The sequence below is a fragment of the Rhizobium sp. NFR07 genome (assembly GCF_900111905.1).
In the GTDB taxonomy this organism is placed as follows: domain Bacteria; phylum Pseudomonadota; class Alphaproteobacteria; order Rhizobiales; family Rhizobiaceae; genus Neorhizobium.
This window is the reverse complement of the sequence record NZ_FOKM01000004.1, coordinates 208,435-231,086: the sequence shown is the minus strand read 5'-3', so window position 1 is coordinate 231,086 and position 22,652 is coordinate 208,435. Positions and strand designations below refer to the sequence as shown.

Annotated in this window: 20 protein-coding genes; 5 read left to right on the top strand and 15 right to left on the bottom strand. The window is 62.8% G+C overall.

The genetic code is table 11. The features are described 5' to 3' along the window. The first annotated feature begins 6 nt into the window (after positions 1-6). Positions 7-1,209: a pyridoxal phosphate-dependent aminotransferase gene (locus BM216_RS10735; RefSeq protein WP_092998906.1), complete on the top strand. Its 1,203-nt coding sequence runs from the start codon at positions 7-9 to the stop codon at positions 1,207-1,209. Between the two features lie 5 nt (positions 1,210-1,214). Then, entirely contained in the window at positions 1,215-2,831 is a 1,617-nt protein-coding gene (locus tag BM216_RS10730; RefSeq protein ID WP_092998904.1) for a 5-guanidino-2-oxopentanoate decarboxylase, read from the top strand. Between the two features lie 2 nt (positions 2,832-2,833). Here the strand turns inward: BM216_RS10730 and BM216_RS10725 are convergent, their stop codons facing one another. The 3 genes from BM216_RS10725 to BM216_RS10715 form a co-directional block, all read right to left on the bottom strand. Next, a complete protein-coding gene (locus tag BM216_RS10725) occupies positions 2,834-3,040 on the bottom strand; it encodes a hypothetical protein (protein ID WP_092998902.1) in 207 nt (68 codons plus the stop codon). Positions 3,041-3,525: 485 nt separating this feature from the next. Further along, on the bottom strand, positions 3,526-4,785 hold the full coding sequence (locus tag BM216_RS10720) for a DUF763 domain-containing protein (protein WP_092998900.1): 1,260 nt from the start codon (positions 4,783-4,785) through the stop codon (positions 3,526-3,528). A gap of 29 nt (positions 4,786-4,814) precedes the next feature. Further along, positions 4,815-5,999, bottom strand: coding sequence for an aminotransferase (locus tag BM216_RS10715; RefSeq protein WP_092998898.1), 1,185 nt, complete (start codon positions 5,997-5,999; stop codon positions 4,815-4,817). A gap of 149 nt (positions 6,000-6,148) precedes the next feature. On the opposite strand from BM216_RS10715, the gene BM216_RS10710 reads away from it, so the two are divergent. Further along, the gene (locus tag BM216_RS10710) at positions 6,149-6,817 is read left to right on the top strand and encodes a sulfite oxidase-like oxidoreductase (RefSeq protein ID WP_092998896.1); all 669 of its coding nucleotides are present in this window, start codon (positions 6,149-6,151) and stop codon (positions 6,815-6,817) included. 3 nt (positions 6,818-6,820) lie between these two features. Here BM216_RS10710 and BM216_RS10705 read toward each other — a convergent pair whose 3' ends face one another. Then, complete coding sequence (locus tag BM216_RS10705; protein ID WP_092998894.1) at positions 6,821-7,420, bottom strand: NADPH-dependent F420 reductase; 600 nt, start codon at positions 7,418-7,420, stop codon at positions 6,821-6,823. A 109-nt stretch (positions 7,421-7,529) separates the two neighbouring features. Between BM216_RS10705 and BM216_RS10700 the strand changes: the two genes are divergently transcribed. Further along, positions 7,530-8,483, top strand: coding sequence for a LysR family transcriptional regulator (locus BM216_RS10700; RefSeq protein WP_092998892.1), 954 nt, complete (start codon positions 7,530-7,532; stop codon positions 8,481-8,483). Positions 8,484-8,519: 36 nt separating this feature from the next. On the opposite strand, the gene BM216_RS10695 is transcribed toward BM216_RS10700, so the two are convergent. Genes BM216_RS10695 through BM216_RS10685 form a run of 3 tightly spaced genes read right to left on the bottom strand, consistent with a single transcriptional unit; the run spans position 8,520 to position 12,294 of the window. Continuing rightward, complete coding sequence (locus BM216_RS10695) at positions 8,520-10,811, bottom strand: xanthine dehydrogenase family protein molybdopterin-binding subunit (protein WP_092998890.1); 2,292 nt, start codon at positions 10,809-10,811, stop codon at positions 8,520-8,522. After that, positions 10,808-11,791, bottom strand: a complete 984-nt coding sequence (locus BM216_RS10690; RefSeq protein ID WP_092998888.1) for an FAD binding domain-containing protein — start codon at positions 11,789-11,791, stop codon at positions 10,808-10,810. Before BM216_RS10690 ends, BM216_RS10695 begins: the two co-directional genes overlap by 4 nt. Further along, positions 11,791-12,294 (bottom strand): (2Fe-2S)-binding protein, encoded by a 504-nt coding sequence (locus BM216_RS10685; RefSeq protein WP_092998886.1) that lies wholly within the window; start codon positions 12,292-12,294, stop codon positions 11,791-11,793. Before BM216_RS10685 ends, BM216_RS10690 begins: the two co-directional genes overlap by 1 nt. Before the next feature lie 217 nt (positions 12,295-12,511). Between BM216_RS10685 and BM216_RS10680 the strand changes: the two genes are divergently transcribed. Next, positions 12,512-13,105 (top strand): TetR/AcrR family transcriptional regulator, encoded by a 594-nt coding sequence (locus BM216_RS10680; RefSeq protein ID WP_092998884.1) that lies wholly within the window; start codon positions 12,512-12,514, stop codon positions 13,103-13,105. Between the two features lie 74 nt (positions 13,106-13,179). Here BM216_RS10680 and BM216_RS10675 read toward each other — a convergent pair whose 3' ends face one another. The 8 genes from BM216_RS10675 to BM216_RS10640 all read right to left on the bottom strand — a co-directional run bounded on the left by BM216_RS10675 (position 13,180) and on the right by BM216_RS10640 (position 22,625). After that, positions 13,180-15,546: a polysaccharide biosynthesis tyrosine autokinase gene (locus tag BM216_RS10675; protein WP_092998882.1), complete on the bottom strand. Its 2,367-nt coding sequence runs from the start codon at positions 15,544-15,546 to the stop codon at positions 13,180-13,182. Positions 15,547-15,615: 69 nt separating this feature from the next. Continuing rightward, a complete protein-coding gene (locus BM216_RS10670; RefSeq protein WP_092998880.1) occupies positions 15,616-16,521 on the bottom strand; it encodes a UTP--glucose-1-phosphate uridylyltransferase in 906 nt (301 codons plus the stop codon). A gap of 46 nt (positions 16,522-16,567) precedes the next feature. Further along, on the bottom strand, positions 16,568-17,518 hold the full coding sequence (locus BM216_RS10665) for a glycosyltransferase family 2 protein (protein WP_092998878.1): 951 nt from the start codon (positions 17,516-17,518) through the stop codon (positions 16,568-16,570). Then, positions 17,515-18,441 (bottom strand): glycosyltransferase family 2 protein, encoded by a 927-nt coding sequence (locus BM216_RS10660; protein ID WP_092998876.1) that lies wholly within the window; start codon positions 18,439-18,441, stop codon positions 17,515-17,517. Before BM216_RS10660 ends, BM216_RS10665 begins: the two co-directional genes overlap by 4 nt. Further along, a complete protein-coding gene (locus BM216_RS10655) occupies positions 18,438-19,430 on the bottom strand; it encodes a glycosyltransferase family 2 protein (RefSeq protein WP_092998874.1) in 993 nt (330 codons plus the stop codon). The genes BM216_RS10660 and BM216_RS10655 overlap by 4 nt, the downstream gene beginning before the upstream one ends. Before the next feature lie 38 nt (positions 19,431-19,468). Beyond that, entirely contained in the window at positions 19,469-20,662 is a 1,194-nt protein-coding gene (locus BM216_RS10650; protein ID WP_092998872.1) for a glycosyltransferase, read from the bottom strand. A gap of 64 nt (positions 20,663-20,726) precedes the next feature. Beyond that, entirely contained in the window at positions 20,727-21,512 is a 786-nt protein-coding gene (locus BM216_RS10645; RefSeq protein WP_092998870.1) for an endo-1,3-1,4-beta-glycanase ExoK, read from the bottom strand. 3 nt (positions 21,513-21,515) lie between these two features. Further along, a complete protein-coding gene (locus BM216_RS10640; protein ID WP_092999373.1) occupies positions 21,516-22,625 on the bottom strand; it encodes an acyltransferase family protein in 1,110 nt (369 codons plus the stop codon). Positions 22,626-22,652: the final 27 nt, after the last annotated feature.

Below are 22,652 nucleotides of genomic sequence, written 5' to 3'. Positions count from 1 at the left end.
TTACGCATGCGCTATGCCTCGATCACCGACCGTCTCGCCCATCTCGGCTCCGGCCGCTGGGCGCTTCACATCACCGCCCGCCGCATGAAGGCCGAAGGCGAGGATGTGATCGAACTGACGATCGGCGAACCGGATGTGGCACCTGACAAGGCGCTCTTGGATGAAGCGGCGCGCGCCATGCATGCCGGCCGCACCCGCTATTCCAACGGCCGCGGCGAGCCGAACACGCTGAAGGCGCTAGTGGCGAAATACGCCAAGCGGCGACCGGGCGTGACCGAGCGCAACTTCCTCTGTTTCCCCGGCACCCAGAGCGCCCTTTATTGCGTGATGACCGGCCTTGTCGGCGCCGGCGACGGTGTGCTGGTCGGCGATCCGCTCTATGCGACCTATGAAGGCGTCATCGCTTCGACCGGCGCCCATATGATCCCCGTGCCGCTCAGGCCTGAGAACCGTTTCCACATGCAGACGGAGGACCTGGAGCGAGCGATCACGCCGGAAGCGCGCGTGCTGCTGCTGAATACCCCGCACAACCCGACCGGCGCGGTTCTGACCGCAGCCGAAATCGCCGAGATCGGCGAGATCTGCCGCAAGCACGATCTCTGGATCGTCTGCGACGAAGTCTACGAACAGCTGATATTCGACGGCACCAAGTTCGCCTCGCCCTTCGACATGGCCGAGCTTGCCGAGCGCACGATCGTCGTCGCATCGATCTCCAAATCCCATGCCGCACCGGGCTTCCGCTCCGGCTGGGCCGCCGGCCCGGCGGAATTCTGCGACAAGCTTCTGCCGGTCTCCGAGATCATGCTGTTCGGCGTACAGCCCTTCATCGCCGATATGACGGCGCTTGCCCTGTCAGAACATTTCGAGACGGCCGACGTGATGCGCGAAAACTATGCGCGGCGGGTGAAGATCGTCGAGCAGGCGCTTGCCGGCAGCAATCTGGTCAAGCCCGTGGCGCCGGAAGGTGGTATGTTCATTCTGCTCGACGTCGCGGCGACCGGCCTCGGCGGCGAGGAATTCGCCTGGGAGCTGCTGAAGCAGGAAAAGGTCGCGGTCATGCCCGGCACATCTTTCGGCGACCAGGCGGCAGGTTTCCTGCGCATCTCGCTGACCGTGCCGGAAGACGTGCTGGAAACCGCGATCACGCGCATCGGCGATCTCGCCGGCCGCATCGCATCCCAGAGAGAAGCGCCCCTCAACGTTGGATGAATTGAATGTCGGATAGGCTGAAGACTGTCGGCGAGACACTGATCGATCTCCTCGAGGCAAACGGTGTCGACACCGTCTTCGGCATACCCGGCGTTCATACCGTCGAGCTCTATCGCGGGCTGGCGGGATCAAGAATCCGCCACATCACGCCCCGCCACGAACAGGGCGCCGGCTTCATGGCCGACGGTTATGCGCGGGTCAGCGGCAGGCCGGGCGTCTGCCTCGTCATCACCGGACCGGGGCTGACGAATATCATCACGCCGATGGCGCAGGCCTATCAGGACTCGGTGCCGATGCTGGTGATCTCCGGCGTCAACGCCCGCGCCACGCTCGGCCATGGCCGCGGCCGGCTGCACGAACTGCCCGACCAGCGGGGCATGATGGCGACGCTGGCGCTGATGAGCCACACGCTGCATGACCCGAACGACCTTACCGACGTGATGGAGCGCGCCTTCGCCATCCTCCGCTCCGGCCGGCCGGGACCAGTGCATATCGAAATCCCAACCGATGTGATGGCGCTCCCCATTCAGCCGCCGCGCCTGCGCAACATTGCGCCCGCCCGGCCTCGGGCGGATGCTGAGACCATGGCGGAGGCTGCCTCCCGTTGCCTGGCTGCGAAACAGCCCGTCATTCTCGTCGGTGGGGGCGCAGTCGAGGCGTCGAAGGACATTTTGGCTCTGGCCGAGCAGCTGGACGCGCCGCTGGTGACCACCACCAATGCCCGCGGCGCCTTTTCCGGCCATCCGCTGTCCGTCCCCGCAAGCCCGAGCCTGAAATCGGTCCGCCGCCTGATCGCCGAAGCCGACCTCGTGCTCGCCTTCGGCACCCAGATGGCCCAGACCGACTACGACATGTATGTCGACAACGGCTTTCCCGAAATCGCCCATCTGATCCGCATCGATATCGACGCGACGCAGCTCGCCCGCGGCCCGCAGGCGGCGCTCTCCATCCTGTCCTCGGCGGAAAATGCCGCCAGCGATCTGCGGGAAGCGGTCGGCGCGGGCAACCGCCTGCAGGCCGACGGAGCAAGCCGCGCTGACGCAGTGCGCAACGCGTCGCTGGCCGAGCTGACGCCAAAAATCCGCGCCGAGATCGCCGTGCTGGATATGGTGCGCGATGCGCTCCCCGGCGTCATCATCGTCGGGGATTCGACCCAGGCCGTCTATGCCGGCAATCTCTATTACGAGGCGGGGCGGCCACATGGCTGGTTCAATGCCGCGACCGGTTACGGCGCGCTGGGCTATGGTCCGCCGGCGGCTATCGGCGCGGCGATCGCCGATCGCCAAGCCCCCGTCGTCTGCCTCACGGGCGACGGCGGTTTCCAGTTCACGCTTGCCGAGATCGGTGCCGCGAAGGACGCCGGGGCCGACGTCATCTTCCTCGTCTGGAACAATGACGGCTATCAGGAAATCGAGAGCTACATGGTGGAAAACGGCATAAAGCCGGAAGGCGTGAAGCCCACGCCTCCGGACTTTTTGAAGATCGCCGAGGCTTTCGGACTGCCCGCCACGCGCCTGTCGGATGTCGCTGAACTGCCGGCGGCACTGCAGGCATTCCGCAAGATCGCAGGCCCGTCGCTGATCGAGATCCACCAGACCGGCACGGTCGGCGCGACGGCCTGATCTCAGCCGGAATCGCCTGCATCCGCGACATGCTCGTCGCGATCGGCATCGCCTTCCGCGCCGCTCGCCTTGCGGGCCTTGTTGATCTCGATGCTTTCCGCGCTCGGCTGCTTCTTGACCGGAGCCTCGCCGGTGCCGACGCTCTTGGCAACGCCCGGCTGGCTGCTGCCAAAGCGAGTGGCTTCGTCAGATGTGCTATCGCGGGTCATGATGTCCTCCTGTGGTGCTGGTGAAGAACACGAGAGGTGAGGCAGAGTTCCATTGGACGCAAATCTGCCGGCGCAAGATGCCGAACACCGTGTCGTACTCAGCCGCCGCTGGCCGACTCCGATGCAGAAATGCCTTCACGCCAGCGTTCAAGCTCGGTACACATTCTGCTTAGATATCAAAAAGGTGTTATCAGTTATCCGGAGTCATGATTTTGATGCAGCGTTATCTAATAATATCGTTCGCTCTAACTTGTGTATTCCTTTTACTATATCCTTTTGAGATAGAATTTCCGGGCTCTACAAAGCTATATATTGCGATATTGATAAATACTGTCGCTGCCTCTTATATCGCGTATCGAGATCGACGGTAAGTCAATATAACGTAACGCATCGAGCAAGCTTCACAGAGCCTCAGTGACCAAAAAATAAGACGGTGTGATCCAACTGGAAGTGGCCGCGGCAAGCTTGGAGCAAATCTTGGTCCCTCACCCCCTCCGCTTCCCCCGCTCCTCATCCTCTGCCGGCTCCCACCCGAACACGCTCCGCCCACCCCATTCGTGCGAGCGTGAAAACTCTCCCGCGACGATTTCCTTCAAGTCCGGCCCGGTGGCGTAGCGTTCGAGCGTTCGGGACTGGTCGTCGAGGCGTTTAAGCGCCTGCAGCTCTTCCTCGCGCCCGAGCCTCGCCTTGGCCACCGCCGATTTCATCACCTTGATCGTCTCGTCATAGACCTTGAGCGGCACCGGGAAAGGATGGCGGTCCTTTCCGCCATGGGCGAGCGAGAAGCGGGCGGGATCGGAAAACCGGCAGGGCGCGCCGTGGACCACCTCGGCCACCATGGCGAGCGCCGAGACCGTGCGGGCGCCGACGCCGGGCGTCATCAGCAGGTCCTCGAAATCCTTCGGTCCGCGATTGGCCGCGGCAGCGAGCGTGCCGTGCAGGCGGCGCATGTTGACGTCTTCCTCGCGCACGTCGTGATGCGCCGGCATGATCAGATGCGGCAGCATCGGCTGCGCAAGGTCCTTTGCCTGGCGCTTCGGATCGAGTGCCACGACCTCGCGCACGATCCGGTCCGGCCCGAGCGAGGCGAGCAGGTCGAGCTGGCCCTTGCGGGAGGCGTCTGCGCGGTGATCGGCAAGATTAACGATCTCCCCCTGCCCGCGGCCTTCGATCGCCGCGTGGGGTGAATCGAGAAAGCCTTTCAGCCCCTCAGAATGCCAGTGATAGCGCCGCGCCTGGCGCTTCTCGTCGTTCATGCCCTGCTGCACCACCACCCATTTGCCGTCGTCGGTAACGATGAAACCGTGCAGATAGAGATCGAACCCGTCCTGAACGGCGGCGCTGTCGACCTTGGCGACGAGCTTGCTGGTCTGGGCCAGAGCCCCGCCGTCGATGCCGACGCGGTTGCCGATGGCGATCAGTTCGTCCGGCGTCTGCCGTGAGTTCCTGCCGCGGCCGCCGCAGACATGGATGCCGAGTTCGCCCGACATCGGGGTGAGCCCGCGCTTCAACGCGCCGATGACGCTGGTGGTGATGCCGGACGAATGCCAGTCCATGCCCATCACGGCGCCGAAGGACTGGAACCAGAAAGGATGCGCGAGCCGCGCGAGCAGTTCGTCGCGGCCGTAATGGATGACGATCGCCTCGGTGATGACGGCGCCGAGACGCGTCATGCGTTCACCGAGCCACCGGGGAACCCGGCCGCCATGAAGCGGAAGATCGGCGCTGCCTGAACGTTGGACCATGGCCTTGTCTTATAAGGCCAAGGCGCCGGTTACGACAGCGAAAAGTTCTTCAAACGTTCCGTCAGGCCCGCGATCGTCCCGGCATCCGCATTGGCGAAGGCAAAGCGCAGATAGGCCTGCTGACCCTCGCCGAAATAGACGCCCGGAATGCAGGTGACGCCGGCGCATTTTGCAAGTTTCTCCGCCACCTCGGCCGAGCCGACGCCGGTGAAGGGATGGCGCACGAAGGCGAAATAGGCGCCGATCGCATCGAGCTTCCACTCCGGCAGCTCCCGCATGACAGCCTTCAGCGCCTCGGCGCGGCGGCCGATCTCCTGACGGTTTTCCTCGCGCCAGTCGGCCAGCAGCGGGAGAGCGGTCGCGACGGCAGCCTGGGCGGCGCGCGGGGCGCAGATCTGCAGGTTGTCCATGATCTTGGCGACCTGGCCGATCACCGCTTCGCTCGCCGTGATAGCGCCCAGTCGGTGGCCGGGAATGCAGAAGGATTTGGAAAAGCTGTAGAGGCTGATCAGCGTGTCTTCCCAGCCGTCGAGCCCAAACAACCCGTGCGGCCGCTGCCCGGCTTCCGGCAGGAAGTCGCGATAGGTTTCGTCGAGGATCAGCCAGATGCCCTTCTTCCGGCAGAGCTTGAAGATCGATTCCAGCAGTGCCGGCGGATAGATGGCGCCGGTCGGGTTGTTGGGAGAAACGAGCGCCAGCGCCTTCACGTCAGGGGTGATGGCAGCCTCGATCTCGGAGACCTCCGGCAGGAAGCCCGCTTCCGCCTTGCAGGGCACGAAATCGGTCCTGATCCCCATCATCGCGAGAGTCGTCTCGTGGTTAAAATAGAAGGGCTCGGTCATCAGCACCGTATTGCCGGGACCGGCAACCGTCATCGCGGCGCAGACGAAGGCCTGGTTGCAGCCGGAGGTGATATGGGTGTTGGCGGCGACAAGCGGCGCGCCGTAGACCTCGGCGACGTGAGCGCCATAGGCCTCGCGCAGAACCGTCTCACCCTCGATCGGGCCGTAACCCGTATAGGCCTTGGAGGCGCCCGTCTCGCCGAGCAGCTTCAGCATGTCGGGATGCGCCGGATATCCGGGCACGGCCTGCGACAGATCGATCAGCGGCCCTTTCGATCCGTCATAGGCGCGGCCCCAGGCGGCGACGGACGGGACGGGAGGAAGGGAGAGCTTGTCGACCAGCGGGTTAAAGCGGGGATTGAAGGCGGCCATGATGTTCCGGAGTGAAATGTGAAAGACGAGCGGTTGATTTGCCCCTCTTGTTCATCAGATTATCGGGCGACGCAAGGCCACGACGCCATGCATCAGGCATGACGCAGATGCACCGCCCCGTCCTGGGATCCATGCAGGGAGAACCGCCGATGGCCGACGACACCGGAACGCAACAGCCGAATTCGAAGCTTACCGCCACCAAGCGCAAATGGGCCGACGAAGGCAAGTTCCTGACCGGCCGGCATACGCGGCCGGAGACGGATCGCCTGCCGCCCGGCCAGCATCTGGTGAAGAACTGGCCGGTTCTCGACCTCGGCCAGCAGCCGAGCATCTCGCCGGCACAGTGGAAGCTCGACGTCTACGGCTTCGTCAACAAGCCCGGAACCTTCGACTGGGCCGCCTTCCAGGCGCTGCCGCAGACCGACATGCTGTCGGACATCCATTGCGTGACCACATGGTCGCGCTACGACAACAACTGGAAGGGCGTTTCCACCCGCGACTTTCTCGATGCCGTCGACCCGACAGACGAAGCCAAGGCGGTGATGCTGACCAGCTATGACGGCTACACCACCAACCTGCTTCTTTCCGACTTCGCCTCCCCCGACGCGATCATCGTGACGGACTGGGAGGGCGCCCCGCTGACGGAAGAGCACGGCGGGCCGGTCAGGCTCGTCGTGCCGCATCTCTATTTCTGGAAGAGCGCCAAGTGGCTGAAGCGGATCGATTTCATCGGCATCGATAATGCCGGCTTCTGGGAGAAGAACGGCTACCATATGCGCGGCGACCCGTGGAACGAGGAGCGCTATTCGGAAGACTGATGGTCAGCCGAGCTTGACCAGATTGTGCGAGGGCAAGGCCCCGCCGGGAAATTGCACGAGCTTCCCGCCGACCGAAAGCGGGCCGAGATCGATGCCGAAGAAGCCCAGTTTGTCGATCAACTGGCCGACCTCGGCTTTCGCGTCGGCATCGTCGCCGGAATAAAACAGCACGCGCTTGCCGCCATCCGACGTGGGGTCGGCTTCGAGTAAGGCTGCGAACAGGTGGTTGAACCCCTTCACCACCCGAGCACCCGGCACCATGTCGGCGAAGATCTCGCTCGACAGGCGGCCGTTGAGTTCGGCGGGCTTGAACAGCGGCGCCTCGATCGGGTTATTGGTGTCCACAACGATGCGGCCACCCCAGTTCGGAAGGCCTGCCAGCGCTCCAGGCAGCTTCGACCACGGCACGGCAACGAAGACGATGTCCGCCTTTGCCGCCTCCTCGATCGTGACGGCCGAGATCCAGGGCGAAAGTTCCGCAACGAGTGGCTCCAGCGACTCCGGGCCGCGGCTGTTTGCGATGGTGGCGTGAATGCCTGCGCGGGCAAGAATGCGGGCAATGGCTGCGCCGATATTGCCGGCGCCGATGATACCGATAGTCATGAGATTTTCTCCGTTCGTGTTTCGATGAACGGAATATCTGCCCTTTATTGGCGTCCGATTAGACGGTAATGATGCGCATCATTTTCAAGCTATAATTGAAAATAGGCTCATGGAAAATCTTGGCCATCTCGAGTCCTTCGTGCGGTCGGCAGAACTCGGCGGCTTTTCGGCCGCCGCCCGCAGGCTCGGGCTGACGCCCGCCGCCGTCAGCCGCAACGTGGCGATGCTGGAGCGCAGCCTCGGCATCCGGCTTTTCCAGCGAACCACCCGCAAGCTGGCATTGACGGAAGCGGGCGAACGGTTTCTCGCCCAGGTCGGCGGCCATGTCGAAGCCCTGCAGGTGGCGATCGCCGATGCTTCGTCAGGCAATAGCGAGCCCGTCGGTATACTCAAGGTCAGCATGAGTCCGCATTTCGGGCGGGACTACATCCTGCCGCTGCTGCCGGCCTTCATGGAGAAATACCCCAGGATCAGGCCGGAATGGACATTCGAGAACCGTCAGGTGGATCTGGTGACAGAGGGATATGACGCGGCGATCGGCGGTGGCCTCGACCTCACGCCCGGCCTGATCTCGCGGACCTTGGCGCCCGCTCATCTCGTGGCCGTGGCATCTCCCGCCTACATGCGGGATCGCGCCATGCCGGTGGACCCGCAAGGGCTTTCAGCATTTGTCGGCATCCAGATGAGATCGTCCAATACCGGGCGCATCCGGCAATGGTCCATGCGCAATATCGCCGGCGAGGAAATGCCGGCCGCCCTAACCGGTACCTTCATAATGAACGACCCGGCGGCCATTGCCAGCGCCGCAAGCCTCGGTCTCGGCGTCGCGCTGATCGCCACGCCGGACGCGTTGATTTATTTCGAGCGAAGAGAACTCATCCGGCTGCTGCCGGACTGGTACGCCGATATCGGCACAATCTCGCTCTACTATGCCAACCGAACACTGCTGCCGGCCAAGACGCGCGTCTTCATCGATTTCGTCACCGAGTATTTTCGGAAGGAAAAGCTGGCGGAGCGACTGGCGGGAAGCCTCGGTACGTCGAACCTGCCGAGAACAACTTAGGCGCACCCGGCACTGAAGCCGGATGCGCCGGTTTGATCAGATCAGCTTTTCAAGCGTGATCGGCAGGTCCCTCACCCGCTTGCCGGTGGCATGGAAGACGGCATTGGCGATAGACGGCGCCACGCCGACGATGCCGACTTCACCGACACCCTTACCGCCGAGCGCGGACGCATTGAGGTCCGGCACGCCGACCGAGATGACCTGCAGATCCGGAATGTCGGAATTGGTGGGCACCAGATAGTCCCCGACATTGTTGTTGATCGTGCGGCCATTGCGCGGATCGACGAGACCTTCTTCCAGCAACGCCTGGCCGATGCCCATGATGATGCCGCCGCGCCATTGGCTTTCGACCAGTTTTGGATTATAGAGGCGACCGCAGTCGAAGGCCGAAACCATGCGCGACACGCGCACCGTGCCGAAGGCCTCATCGACCCTGACTTCGGCGAAATGGGCGCACCAGCTGTGCATCGAAAATTCACCCATTGTGGGCCCCATAACCCGCGCCATGGTCGTCCAGGCCCTGCGCTGCTCCGCCGCTTCCTGCGCATCGTCGGACAGCGTGTTGCGTCGGATCTCCAGGTGCTCGCGGCCGAGTGCCTTCATCATCTCGGCGATCGTCACCTTCGGCCCGTCGGCAAGCGTGGTGGAAATCTCGCCATCGGCAACGACGAGCGTATTGGCGCCGCTGCCGGCAAACGGCGAGTTCGGCGTGTTGAGCGCCAGCCCTACGATCTCGTCACGCGCCGCGATCGCCGCCTTGTGTACGGCCCCGGTGATGGAGCCGGCAAGCATCGATCCACCGGCGATGGCAGACCCCGGCAGGCGGGAATCACCGAGACGCACGACGACCTGCGAGACGGGAACGCCCATCGCCTCCGCCGCCGTCTGGGCAAGGATCGTATAGGTGCCCTGCCCCATATCGATCGAGCCGCTGACGACCTCGACCGTGCCGTCGGCCAGAACACGGATCATCGCTTCGCTCGGCGCACGTATGACCGGGAACGTGCCGCAGCCGATGCCCCAGCCGACGAGCTGGTTGCCGTCGCGCATCGAGCGCGGTTCATGGCTGCGCCTGTCCCAACCGAAGGCCTTGGCGCCTTCGGTCAGCGCCTCGCGCAGCTGACGCGTCGACCACGGCTTGCCCGACTGGTAGTCGTGATCGGCATAGTTCTTCAGCCTCAGTTCCAGCGGATCCATGCCGAGCGCATAGGCAAGCTCTTCCATGGCGCATTCGATGCCGTAGGAGCTCGGGTTCTTGCCCGGGCCTCTTAGAGCGCCGGGCGTCACCGTGTTGACCGGCACGACGCGGTGTTCGGAGGAGAAATTCTCCACCTTGTAGAGAACCGGGGTCGCGGCACCCGTCTGCTCCGGGTAGTCCATGTAGATCGAGGTCTCGCTCATGCCGCGATGGACGATCGACTGCAGGATGCCGTCCTTCGTCGCGCCGAGCGAAATCGTCTGCCGGGTAGCGGCACGCCCGCCATAGCTGGTAAAATTCTGCGGCCGGGTGACGGCGAGCTTGACCGGCCGGCCGAGCCGCTTCGCAGCTGCAACGGCGACCGCGCCATAGGCGAGCGGCTGCCCCTTGGAGCCGAAACCGCCACCGATGAAGGGCGAAACGATCCGAACGTTCTCATAAGGCACGGAGAACCATTCTGCATACATGCGCGCCATGCCGTGAGACCACTGGCTCGGCTCCCATATCGTAAGTTCGTCGCCGTCCCACTTCGCCACCAAGCCGTGAGGCTCCATCGCAACGTGGTATTCGCGCGGCGTCTCGTAGGTTGCCTCGATCCTGACGGCTGCTGCGGCAAGCGCGGCTTCCGCATCTCCCCAGTTGACGACGAGATTGGGCATGAGCTTGCCCTCGCCGGCATTCGGATCGTGGAAGCTCGTGACCGACGGTGTCTCCTCATAGGTGAAGGTGACGAGCTTTGCCGCTTCAGACGCCTGTTCCCGGCTTTCCGCGATGACGGCTGCGATCGACTGGCCGTTGAACTGCACCACTTTCGGCAGCGGATAATAGGGCTCGTCCTTCGCCGCCGAGCCCATCCAGTCGCCGCAGGCCCTGAGGCCTAGGTCGTCTTCCGGGGTGAGCACCGCCAGCACGCCCGGCATGGCGAGCGCCTTCGACGTATCGACCGAGACGATGCGGCCGGCCGCGATCGTGCTCTGCACGAGCACCGCATGCGCAGCGTCTTCCATCGGATATTCGAGCGCATAGGTGGCCGAGCCGGTGATCTTCAGCTCGCCTTCAAAACGCGACATGCGGCCACCGACCATTCCGTCGGCAGCACTTCCGTGTTTGCGGGGTTCCATGATGGTCATGCGAGGCCTCCTACGGTCTGCAGTGCGCGGGCGATCACGCGGGGCGCGAGCTCGATCTTGTAGCGATTGGCGCCGTGCGCGACGGCACCTTCCATGGCAAGCGCGGCGGCAGAGGCGATAGCCTCTTCCGTGAGGACCTTCCCGACCAGCGCCTGTTCGACGGCGCGAGCACGCCAAGGCCTGGTCGCGACGCCGCCGAGCGCCACCCGAACGCCCCTCACGGTTTTACCATCCGTCTCGAACTCGAGACCAACGGCTGCGCTCGCGGCAGCAAACTCGTAGGACTGCCGGTCGCGGACCTTGAGATAGGTGGAATGTCTCGCGGCGGGGGAAACCGGGATGCTGATACCCATGATCATCTCGCCGGGCGCGATCACGGTCTCCTTTTCCGGTGTATCCCCGGGTGCGAGGAAGAAGTCCTCGACCGAAACCGTACGCGTGCCGAGGTTCACTTCGGCATCGAAGGCCACGAGCGCAACGGCCAAATCACCGGGATAGGTGGCGATGCAATACTCGCTCGTGCCGAGCACCGCGTGATTGCGCGTCACGCCGCCGATGGCGGAACAGCCGGAGCCGGGTTCACGCTTGTTGCAGGCCGGGAACGTCGAAGGATCCCGGAAATAAGGACATCGCGTCCGCTGCAGCAGATTGCCGCCGATCGTCGCCATGTTGCGCAACTGCTGCGATGCCGCCAGGGACAGCGACTGCGAGACGGCAGGAAACGCCGACAGGATCTCGGGATGATCCGCGACGGCGCTCATCTTTGCCAGCGCGCCGATCGTGGCAGCCCTGTCATCCACGGCAATTCCGTCGAGCCCGCGAATGTGGCTGATGTCGATCAGCTGATCCGGCTCGGCAACACCGCATTTGGCAAGGTCGAGCAGGGTCGTGCCGCCGGCCAGGATCATGGCGCCGGCCTCCAGAGCTGCCTTGCGGGCGTCCTCCGTGGAAGAAGCGCGGGTGTAGGAGAAATCTCTCATCACGCAGCCTCCGCCTTCTGGCGCACGCCGGCCGTCAGTTCCGCCGCTTCACGCACCGCAGCCACGATGCTGTTATAGGCGCCGCAACGACAGAGATTGCCGGACATATACTCCCGGATTTCGGCATCGGAACCGGCATGGCCTTCGCGGATGCAGGCAACGGCCGACATGATCTGGCCAGGAGTGCAGTAACCGCACTGGAAGGCGTCGTGTTCGAGGAAGGCTCTCTGCACCGCGTGCAATGTGCCGTCGTCATCGGCAATGCCTTCGATCGTGGTGACCTGACGACCCTCGACCTGGGCCGCCAGGGTGAGACAGGAGAGGACGCGTTGGCCATCGACGTGGCAGGTGCAGGCGCCGCATTGGCCCTGGTCGCAGCCTTTCTTGGTTCCGGTCAGCTCCAGATGATCGCGAAGTGCATCCAGAAGTGTGACGCGTGGCTCGACATCGAGCGAGTGCATCTCCCCGTTTATATCGAGTGTGACGTGAATAGTTCGGGTCATGATAAGCTCTCCTGATATCGTCACGAGAAATTCCGGCTTGAACGACTGGTCGAAATCCGAAAAAATTCTATCTGAGATGGAAGTCGACTATATTTCGGCATGACATCCACCCCCACTTATGGTCTAAAAGTGGAAGGACCTCCAAAGCGGAGGCGCCTCCGTTTAAACTAGCGACTTGACGGCTGCCGTCAAGGGCTGATTGCGTTGGAGCAGGATTTTGGACTCGGCCGCGCCGGAAACGGTAGATCAGACGACCCCGAAACTGAGGGCCGATGCACGTCGCAACCGCGACAAGCTGATCGAGGTCGCGGCCCTGGCCTTTGCCGAGAATGGCGTCGAGACTTCACTCGAGGACATCGCCCGCCGTGCCGGCGTCGGCATCGGCACGCTCTACAGGCATTTTCCGACGCGCGAGCATCTGGTCGAAGTCGTCTACAGGCGCGAGCTGCAGAACCTTGCGGAATCCGCCGACGAACTGGCCCGGCAATATCCGGCCGATATCGCGCTCGAACAGTGGATGCTGCGCTTCGTCAACTACATGGCGACCAAGCGCGGCATGGCAAGCAGCCTGAAGATCATCGCCAGTTCCAATTCATCGATGTTTGCCGAAGGCTTCGGTCGCATCCGCGGCGCCTTCGAGAAGCTGCTGATGACTGCGCGCGAACAGGGACTGGTCCGCGACGATATCTGCCAGACGGATCTGATGCACGCCATGTCGAGCATCTATTCGATCCCGGACGCGCCGGAATGGCGCGAACGCGCCAACAGGCTGATCGGCCTGCTGATGGACGGTCTGCGCGTCAAGCGCTGAGGCGCCGCCTCTTCTCGAACACACCGTACAAACGATTTGCGGCCCGGGATGACCGGGCCGCAAACTGCTTCTGATTATGACTTCACCGTTTCCTGCGTCGGCTCCCTGTCCCGATAGTAGGACATGTAGTTGCCGCGCAGACGTTCCGGCGCACCCGGATCTGCATATTTGTGCAGCTCGGCAAGATCGGTCTTGTTGAGGATCACGCCGATCGTCTTTGCCGCAATCTGCGGCTCCGATTGCAGCACGCTCTGGACCGCCTTGGCAGGCGTCGCACCCCATTCGGTGACGAAGACGAAACCGTCCGCATAGGGTTCGAAGGCCTTGGCGTCGATGACCGGGATCAGCGGCGCCAGGTCGACGACGATGACGTCGAAGGTTTCCTTGATGCTTTCCAGGAACTGGCTCATTCCGGTCGAGGCCAGAAGCTCGCTGGTATGGGTCACCTGACGACGGGGGGTCATCGGCAGGATCGTCAGGCGCGAACGGCGATCGACGCGGGCAGCCGTCGTCCACGACGTCTTGCCGAGAATGACGTCGACGAGGCCAAGTTCCGGCTCGCTGGCCAGCATCTTGGAGAGGCCGGGATTGCGAAGGTCGGCGTCGATCACCAGCGTGCGGGCACCGCTCGATGCGATGAGGCCAGCAAGGTTGGCCGCAACCGTCGACTTGCCTTCACCGGGAAGGCAGGACACGACACCGATGACGGCGCATTTCTTGCCCTGCAGAACGATGTCGCAGGCAAGCTTCGTGTTGCGCAGCGTCTCGGCGAATTGCGAGCGCGGAGCCTCCACGGCAATACGCATCATCCGGCGGAAGGAGATCGGATCCCCCTGCGGCTGGTTGGCGGCATCACCCTGGTCCTTCGGCGGGGCCGCGGGCGCTGGATTGGCGCTCGCTGCATCGTCGCGGCCGGAGCCGGCAATCTTCGGAAGATAGCCGAGGAACCGCGCACCGAGCTTCCGCTGCACATCGTCGCCGGTGCGGAAGAAGCGTTCACGCAGCTCCAGAACCGTCGCGGCGGCACCACCGATCAGGAGGCCGAGCACGACCGACAAAGCCATGGTCAGCGTCTTGCGCGGGCTGGACGGCGCCGTCGGAACGCCGGCGTCGGAAATGACGCGGGCCTTGGCGATCGGCAGCGAGGATGCCTGGGAAGCCTGCTCGAAGCGATGCAGATAGGACTCGTAAAGCGTCCTGAGAGCCGAAGCCCGCTGCTCGAGTTCCAGAAGCTGGACCATGTTGACATTGGCATCGGAATTGTTGCCGGCCACACGCTGGATGCTTTCCCGCAGTGATGCTTCCCTCGACTTGGCCACGTCCAGCTCGTTGCTGAAGCTGCCGGTCAGCTGCTGCAGTTCGCGGAACATCTGCTGGGCGACATCCTGCTTCTCGGCCTTCATCGCAATCGCCTGCGGATGATCGGCACCGAACTGCTGGATGATGCCCTGCTCGCGATCATTGATCGTGATGTAGCGCTTGCGCAGGTCCTGCATCACGGTGTTGTCCGTGTCGCGGTTGGAGACGACCGCGTTCTGGACGGCCGCATCCGGCCCCTTGTCGATGATCGCCTTGTACTGGTTGTAGCGGGCAGCGGCGGTGGCGACATCGGCCTGGGCCGAGATCAGCTGGGTGTTGAGATCGGAAAGCTGCTGAGTGGACAGGAGTTCGCCGCGCGGGGAAACGAGGCCCTTTTCACGTTTGTACTGCTCGACCGCCAGCGACGCCTGCTGCGCGCGCGTGTTGAGATCGTTGAGACGTTCCTGCAGCCAGACGCTGGCGCGTTCCGTCGCGTCGAAATTGGCGTTCAGCTGTTCGGTGAGATAGGCCTCGGCATAGGTCTTGGCGAGCCGTGCCGACAGCGCGGGACTGGGCGAGCGGGCGGTGAGCGCGATGACGGAGCTGCGCCCTACCCTTTCCACCGAGATCGACTGCTGAAGCACGGCGCCAGCCTTCTGGCGCTTGCCGGCCAGGATCTGTTCTTCGGTTGCCGGCGGTTCGCCCGGCGTCACCAGCGAGACAATGCTTTTCACCGCACCCTTGATCAGATCGGTCGGCGACTTGGGAGGATCGACGATCAGGTCGTTCTCGGCAAGATTCGCCTTGTCGACGACGCTGAGAGCCAATGCCTTCGATTTCAGGATCTCGACCGCACTCGACATGCGGTTGTCGATCTGCTGTGCCGTCTGGCCGCTTTCCGGATCATCTTCCGCGTAACGCGAAAGGTTGTCGTCCACCAGAATCTGTGTTGCCGCCGTGTAGATCGGCTGGGCCATGAGCAGATAGACGCCGGCCAGTGCGACCATCACGACGACGCAGGCGATGATCACCTTGAGGCGGCGCATGGCCGCGGACCACAGCTTGTCGAGATCGATGAACGTGTCCTGGTCTTTCGGCTCGTTCGGAAAGATCGTCATCGGTCGGAAATTTACCTGGTCCATAGTGTCATCCGCTTTGGGAATTCGGAATGAAACGGCGGTACTCCCGCCGTTTCGATGCGTTTTGCGCGATTAAGCTGCGCGAACTCGGGTCTCGTGCGAATCGAGCAACTCCTTGATCGTGACGGCGAGATCGCCGCTCATGTCGGAACGCAGCATGGCGAAAGCCACATTGGCCTCGATGAAGCCGCGCTTGCTGCCGCAGTCGAAGGTGCGTCCCTTGTAAGGCTGCGCGTGGAACGGCTGCACCTTCAGAAGCTTCTGCATGCTGTCCGTCAGCTGGATCTCGTTGCCGGCACCACGCTCCTGGCTTTCCAGCAATTCGAAGATTTCCGGCTGCAGAATATAACGGCCATTGAGATAGTAATTTGACGGAGCCTCGGAAGGCTTCGGCTTTTCTACCATTCCGGTGACCTGGAAGCCGTGCTGGACGTCGTTGCCCATGCTGACAACGCCGTAGCTGGACGTCTCTTCCGGAGCACATTGCTCGACCGCGAACACGTTACCGCCGACTTCTTCATAGAGGTCCATCAGGCCGGACATGCAGCCGCGAGCGCCGTAGGATACCATGTCGGGCAACAGGAGCGCAAAGGGCTCGTCGCCCACAAGTTCGCGAGCACACCAGACGGCGTGGCCGAGACCGAGCGGCACCTGCTGGCGGGTATAGCTGACGGTGCCGGCGAGCGGCAGCATCTTTTCGAGCTGGGTCACCTGCACCGTCTTGCCGGCGCGGGTGAGGCTGGCAATCAGTTCCGGATTGCTGTCGAAATAATCTTCGATCGCCGTCTTGTTACGGCTGGTGACGAAGATGATGTTTTCGATGCCCGACTGCATGGCTTCATCGACGGCATACTGCACGACGGGTCTGTCGACGATCGTCAGCATTTCCTTGGGCATCGCCTTGGTGGCCGGCAGGAAACGGGTGCCGTTGCCTGCAACGGGTATCACCGCCTTCCGAACTGGTCTTTTCAAGTCCATTCCTTCGTCCTTTCTAGAGGGCGCCCCCGCCCTGTGTGTCAGGATTTCAGTTGACGCCGGCCGCTTTAGCGAACCGACGCATGCGAACGGCAATCGGCATCCTGAAGAGCTTCAGCGCTCCCGGATTGCCCATTGCAGTTTTGAGGAAGCTGCCGACGGACTTTCGCTTGATGTCGTCGACGAGCGTAAGAAACGAGCGGGCCTCGATGATGCTGCGGGTGCGGCGCGTTTGCGCCTGCATTTCGGCAGGGCCCAGCTTGAAACGAGAGAGAAATGCGCGGTCTGCCTCCAGCATGTCGTCAAGATGTTGATGCTTCAGGACGCGGGAGATAGAGCCGGCGCGCAGATAGTAAACATATCCGACATTCGGGTCGACGGCGCAGCGGGCGCCGCTGGCCAGCACGGATGCGAACAGGATGTAATCCTCGCCGATGCGCAGCATGTCATCGAAGGCGAGATCATGCCGGGCGAGGAAGGCACGATCGAAGATCGGCTTCATGTAGCCGTAGTTGAACGTCGTGTTGAAAATGACGTTGGAGGAGATGAAGTCCACCAGTGAGATTTCCCGCTGCCGCTCGAGCTCCTTGTGATCGAACATCGTCTTCGGCGCGCCACCTTCGAGCGGCACGACATCGACATTGTCGACGACGATCTGGGCATCGAAGGCCGCCGCTTTCTGCAGCATGGACAGCGAGCGGTCCGGCTTCACGGCATCGTCGGAATCGAGCGTCGCCACCCAGCGGCCGGTTGCCGCCGCGATGCCGGTATTGCGTGCCCTGCCAGGCCCGCCGTTCTGCGGCTGGCAGATCAGCTTGACGCGCGGATCGGTATAGGCGCCGGCGATGTCGCGGGTCCGATCCGTCGAGCAATCGTCGACAACGATCACTTCGACCGTGACGCCGACCTGCGCAAGCGCGCTGTCGATGGCGCGCTCAAGCGTCTCCTCGGCATTATAGGCGGCGATGATGAAGCTGATATCGGGCGTCTCGATGGTCATGCCGCCTCCGCAGTGCCGTATTGGCGGATTTCCCGAACCCCGAGCATGCCCATGACGGCGCCGACATGCAGTGCGCCGCGCAGCGCGTAACGGTTGCGCCGGACCGGCATGAGCATGAAGCCCGCAGCAACGGCACCGCAATAACCGGCCTTGGCCGCCGCGATCAGCGCCTTCGGAATCCGTTTCGCACCGCCGTTATTCGCAGCCACGATGCGACCATGGGTCTGACCCGAGCGGAAACGACGCTTCGCGAGCCAGCCGAAGCTGGCCCGGCTTGCCGGTACGGGTTCCAGTACGAGCGCATTCTCGGCGAATTCAATCCGCCCCCCGGCTTCGGTCAGCTGCGAGAAGAAATGGGTGTCCTCGCCGCCGCTCTGGCCGAGCGCGAGCGCGAAGCGCCGGCCGGCAACCAGCGGCGAGCGCATGTCGAGCAGCGTGTTGCAGGTATAGCCGGTGATGATGCGGCCGTTCACCCAGACCGGCATGGTCGAGTGGAAATCGCCATCGCGCATCCAGCCGGCGCTGTCGTCGCCATAGAGCGCCCGGACCGGACCAAGCACCGCTTCGGCACCCGTCTCGCGCGCCTTTTCGACAAGCGCGGCGAGCCAACCGGGCGTCGCAGTCTCGTCATCGTCGATATAGGCCAGGAAGTCCGCCTCGCAGGCCGAAAGACAGGCATTGCGGGCAATCGAGATGTTCGACTTCGGGCAATGGACGTAGCGGATCGGAAACGGCGAACGCGCGGCCATGCTGTCGACGAGATCCTTGGCGCTTGGCGCGGCGTCGTTATCAGCCACGATCAGGCGAACCTGAGCATCCGAAGGGACGGTCAGCTTGAACAGCGACTCCAGCGTCTCCTCAAGCGCCGGGCGCCGGAAGGTGCAAATGCCGATATCGATGCGGATCGGATTGGTGTTCGTCATGCAGCCCTCTTCCGCTTGAAGCCGATCAACTCCATCCAGAAACCCGCCGACCAGGCGAAATGCATGATCATCGCCGGGATGGAGGCAAAGAGCGCCAGCATGTTGCGCTGGCCGATCGCCATATAGGCACCGTAGGCGAGGCAGGCGGCAACCCAGACCGCGAACGGCACCGCGGCCCACCAGTGAAGCAGCGCCAGGACCGCGCCGGCCACAACAGGTGCCACGGCAAGCGGGATCGCCTGGCGGATCTTCGGGATAGAGCCATGTTTCATCAGGTTCTTCGCGCGGCCACGGCCATAGCCGAGATACTGGCGGAAAAGCGCCGACGCGCTGGAGCGCGGATAATAGGTCATGTAGGTCTTGCCGGTCATCCAGATGCGGAAGCCGGATCGGCGCAGCCGGAAGTCCAGCTCTGCGTCTTCGTTGTGGCTGAAACTCTCGTCATAGCCGCCGACCGCGGAATAGGCGGCGATGCGCATCAGGGCGTGGTGGCCATGATCGACCCATTCACCGCCGCCGCCGGCGCGATGCTTGGAACCGCCATTGCCGAGCTTGGAATTCTGCGCGATCGCCGCCGCCTGCTGGAAGGCACCGAAACCAACCGTTTCCATGCCGACCACGACCGAATCCGCCTGCTTCGACTCGGCTTCCTCGATCAGCGCACGGCAGTAATTATCCGGATAGTCGCCATGGGCATCGATGCGGATCAGATAATCACGATCCCCGCCGAAACGGTCGACCGCGAGATTGATCGCAGCGCTCTGGATGCGCCGCGGATTGTCCATCAGCACGAGATCAGAAATCTCTCCCGTCAGGCGCTGGACGATCTCGATCGTGCCGTCCTTGCTGCCGCCATCGGCGACGACGATCAGCATGTCCATGTTGCCGCGCTGCAAAGCCAGCTTGTGCAGCAGCGGGTCGATCGTCTTTGCCTCGTTGAGGCACGGAATGACGAGCAGGACACGAGGGCTGACCTCGAAGCGGGACATGTCGGAACCGGAAACGCTACTCTCTACCATGATCCACCTCACGACTGCATTGTTGAAGCAGCCTGCATTTCGGCAGGCGACTGTAGGTCGGGTTTGAGCGAGGCGAGCCTGGCGACCAGCGCCCGGCAATCCGCGGGTCCGGTCACCCATTGGCCGCGCTCGATGGCCGCGACGCGAGAAAATTGTTCGGTGTAGATCTCCGGCGTCATCGCCTCGAAGATCCGCGTGAGCGCACCGGGCGTCGCCTTGTCGATCGTCACGCCGATCTCGCGCCGCGCCAGAAAACGTCCGGTTTCGGTCGAGGCGAGTGCGATCGGAACGGCCGCATGCAGACCGCCTTCGTAGAGACGGTTCGGCAGCAACCAGTCGGAATTCAGCCCCTCTTCGAAGAAGTCGATCGCCCAGTTGAACTGCACGTCGTCATAGATCTGCGAGAGATCCTCCGGATTGCGGTAGGCGCCGTGGAATTCCACATGGCGCGCCTCGCCAACGATCCGGTCGAAATCGTCGAATTCGCTATAGGCTGGACGGCCGCGGATGACGACCTTGACCTTGCCGTCCATCCGGTCGGCAAATTCGGTCAGGATCGACAGAGATTTGCGGCATCGGATCGCTCCGAACCATCCGATGCGCCAGGGCTCGCCCGGCTTCGGTGGACGCGCCGACTGCTCGACCTGATCGACATCGGCATCGAGGTCCAGGACCTTGTTCTCCAGAAGCATCACGGGCAGGTCGAGACCGGAGCGTGGCTTGAAGAAATTCTCGACGAAAGCCGGAGAACTCGTGATCAGCAGCTGTGCCCGGCGGCCGAAATAGCGATGGACCGCCCGCATCAGCTTGCCCTTGATGCCGTCGTCGAGCAGCAGACGGTGAATATCGAGGCACTCGTAGACGACCGGAAGCCGACGGTCGAAAAGACGCGCCGTCTGGCCGGCAAGCGCCAGTGTCTCCATGTTGCGGGCAACGATGACATGCGGGCGCCTGACTCCGGTCAGGCTTCCCTTCAGCGTCAGGCTGGCCTTCACCACGGCGCCGATGCGCTGGGCGAAACGGCCATCCGCCGTCTTCCCGAGCACGATCGTCTCGACGCCCGGCTCGCCCTCCAGGAGATTGCGCCCGCGCAGGAAGCCGGCAACCGTCACCTCTGCGCCCCCGGCCTTGAGGGTCAGGACACGTCGCCGGATGGCAGCATCGGCGAGATCATGCGCAAGGTATAGAACGTGGATGGTCAAGCAGGCCGGCTCCTGTTCTGTGGAAGACTGAAAGGCGGGATGCCGACAAAGCCGTCGAAACGGCTCAGTCGATGTTGCAGGCAACGGATTCAGGGAACTGGCATTTGTCCCCGAGCGCGGTGAAAGACACCCGATCGATGGTCATCGTGGTCTGGCCGTTATAGGCGAACGTGCCCATCCAGCTCTTCAGCGTGTCGGTGCCCCAGAGGCTCAGGAAGATCTTCTGGGCATTGGTCGGGATCTTGGACTTGTCGGTGACTTCCTGCACGAGCTGGCCGTTCAGGAAATAGCGCAGACGATCCTGTTCCCAGACGAAGGCATAATCGTTGAAGCCCTGGTCGGCACCGCCGGCCACTGGAATGAGCTTCTCGTTTCCGCCCTTGCCGTTGATATACTGGTTGACCTGAACCTGGTTGGCGTTCTTGCCAAGCACCTCGAAGTCGATCTCGTCCCAGGGCTTCTTGTCGGACGGGCCGATATAGCTGAAGAAGGCCGAGTTCAGGCCGGAACCGGTCGCAGCCTTCATCCGCACCTCGTAGACACCGTGACCGTAACGGCCGCGCGTCTGCACTTCGCCGCAGAGATATTTGCGATCCTTGGACTGGCCCTCGGAATAGTTGAGGTTCAGCGCACCGTTTTCGGTGTTGATCTGCTTGCGCGACCAAGTGCAGTTCTGATGGCCGCCATTGTTCCAGCCGTCAGACACGTACCAGAAGGAACGGTCGAACGTATCGAAAGTCTCCAGGAACGACTTGCCGGCCGAGAGATCCTGTGCGACTGCGGGAACGGCGGCGGATGCGGCAATGACGGTACCGAGGATGATCGTGAGCTTGTTTAAGAGATACGTCATGTCTCACCTGCGCTGCTGTGACAAATTCGGTTCGATCGGAGAATGGCCTGCCCCGACGGAGCGGCTGGCGGTAGCGTTTGCAAGCTTCTCCTTGCGGCCGCGGCTGCCGGTCAGCACCTGGTAAAGTGGTGGCATGAGGCGCATGGCCAGAGCGTTGGTGATGACCATGACGGTAAGCGTCAGCGCCACGGCGCCGAGATAGAAGACCGGATAGGCGCTGACGCCTGCGATCTTGTTCCAGACCATCCACAAGACCATCAACACGGGATAGTGGGCGCAGAAGATCCAGAAGCTGAGGCTGCCCGTCGCAGCGAGCCTCTGGCCCGTACGGCTGCGGATGGCGATGGCCGATATCATCCAGAAACCGAAGGCGCCGAGCATGGAAAGGGCATTGCGGGCGAGATCAACCATCCAGGGATAATCCGGGCCCGACTGATACTGGGCGATCGACAAAGCGAGTGCCGCCGCGATCGTGACGACCGTGCCCGGCACGGCGAAACGGTCGAGCATCTTGAGATCAGCCCCGCGAAGCGCGAGGAATATGCCCATGGTGAAGCTGAACAGGATCGTCTTCTTGATAACGATCGGGATCGCGACGCCGGGAAGCACTGCAAACACGAACAGTATCGCGAGCGTGGGAACCGCAAAGCGACGAACAAGCAGCGCGAGCAGCGGTGACAGCGCAATGCAAACGATTAGATCGCGAAGAAAATAAAGCGGCAGATTGACTGGCAGATCTTCCGTGGCAAAGGCGAGAGTCAGCGTATCGCGAACCGACGAGCCATGCACATCGTGGAAATACCCCTGGCCGATCCCGACGCTCTGGACAAGCCAGACGGCGGCGAACAGGCCGAGATTCCAAAGCAGGAACGGCAACAGCACGGTCTTGGCCTTCGACTGCAGGGTCTTGCCGTAATCGAAGGACTGCATGCCCTTGCGGAAAAGCAGGTAGCCGGAAATCATGCTGAGGCACGGAACCCCGACACGAAAGAGGCTGTCGCCGAGAAAGACGCGAAGCCAGTCAAACCAGCCATTCGTCCCGAGGAAGGGACTTGTGGCCGGATTAAACGGCACGTGCACGAAGACGATGCCGGAGATCAGTAGTATGCGCATCAAATTGATGCGGGAGGATATGTTCTG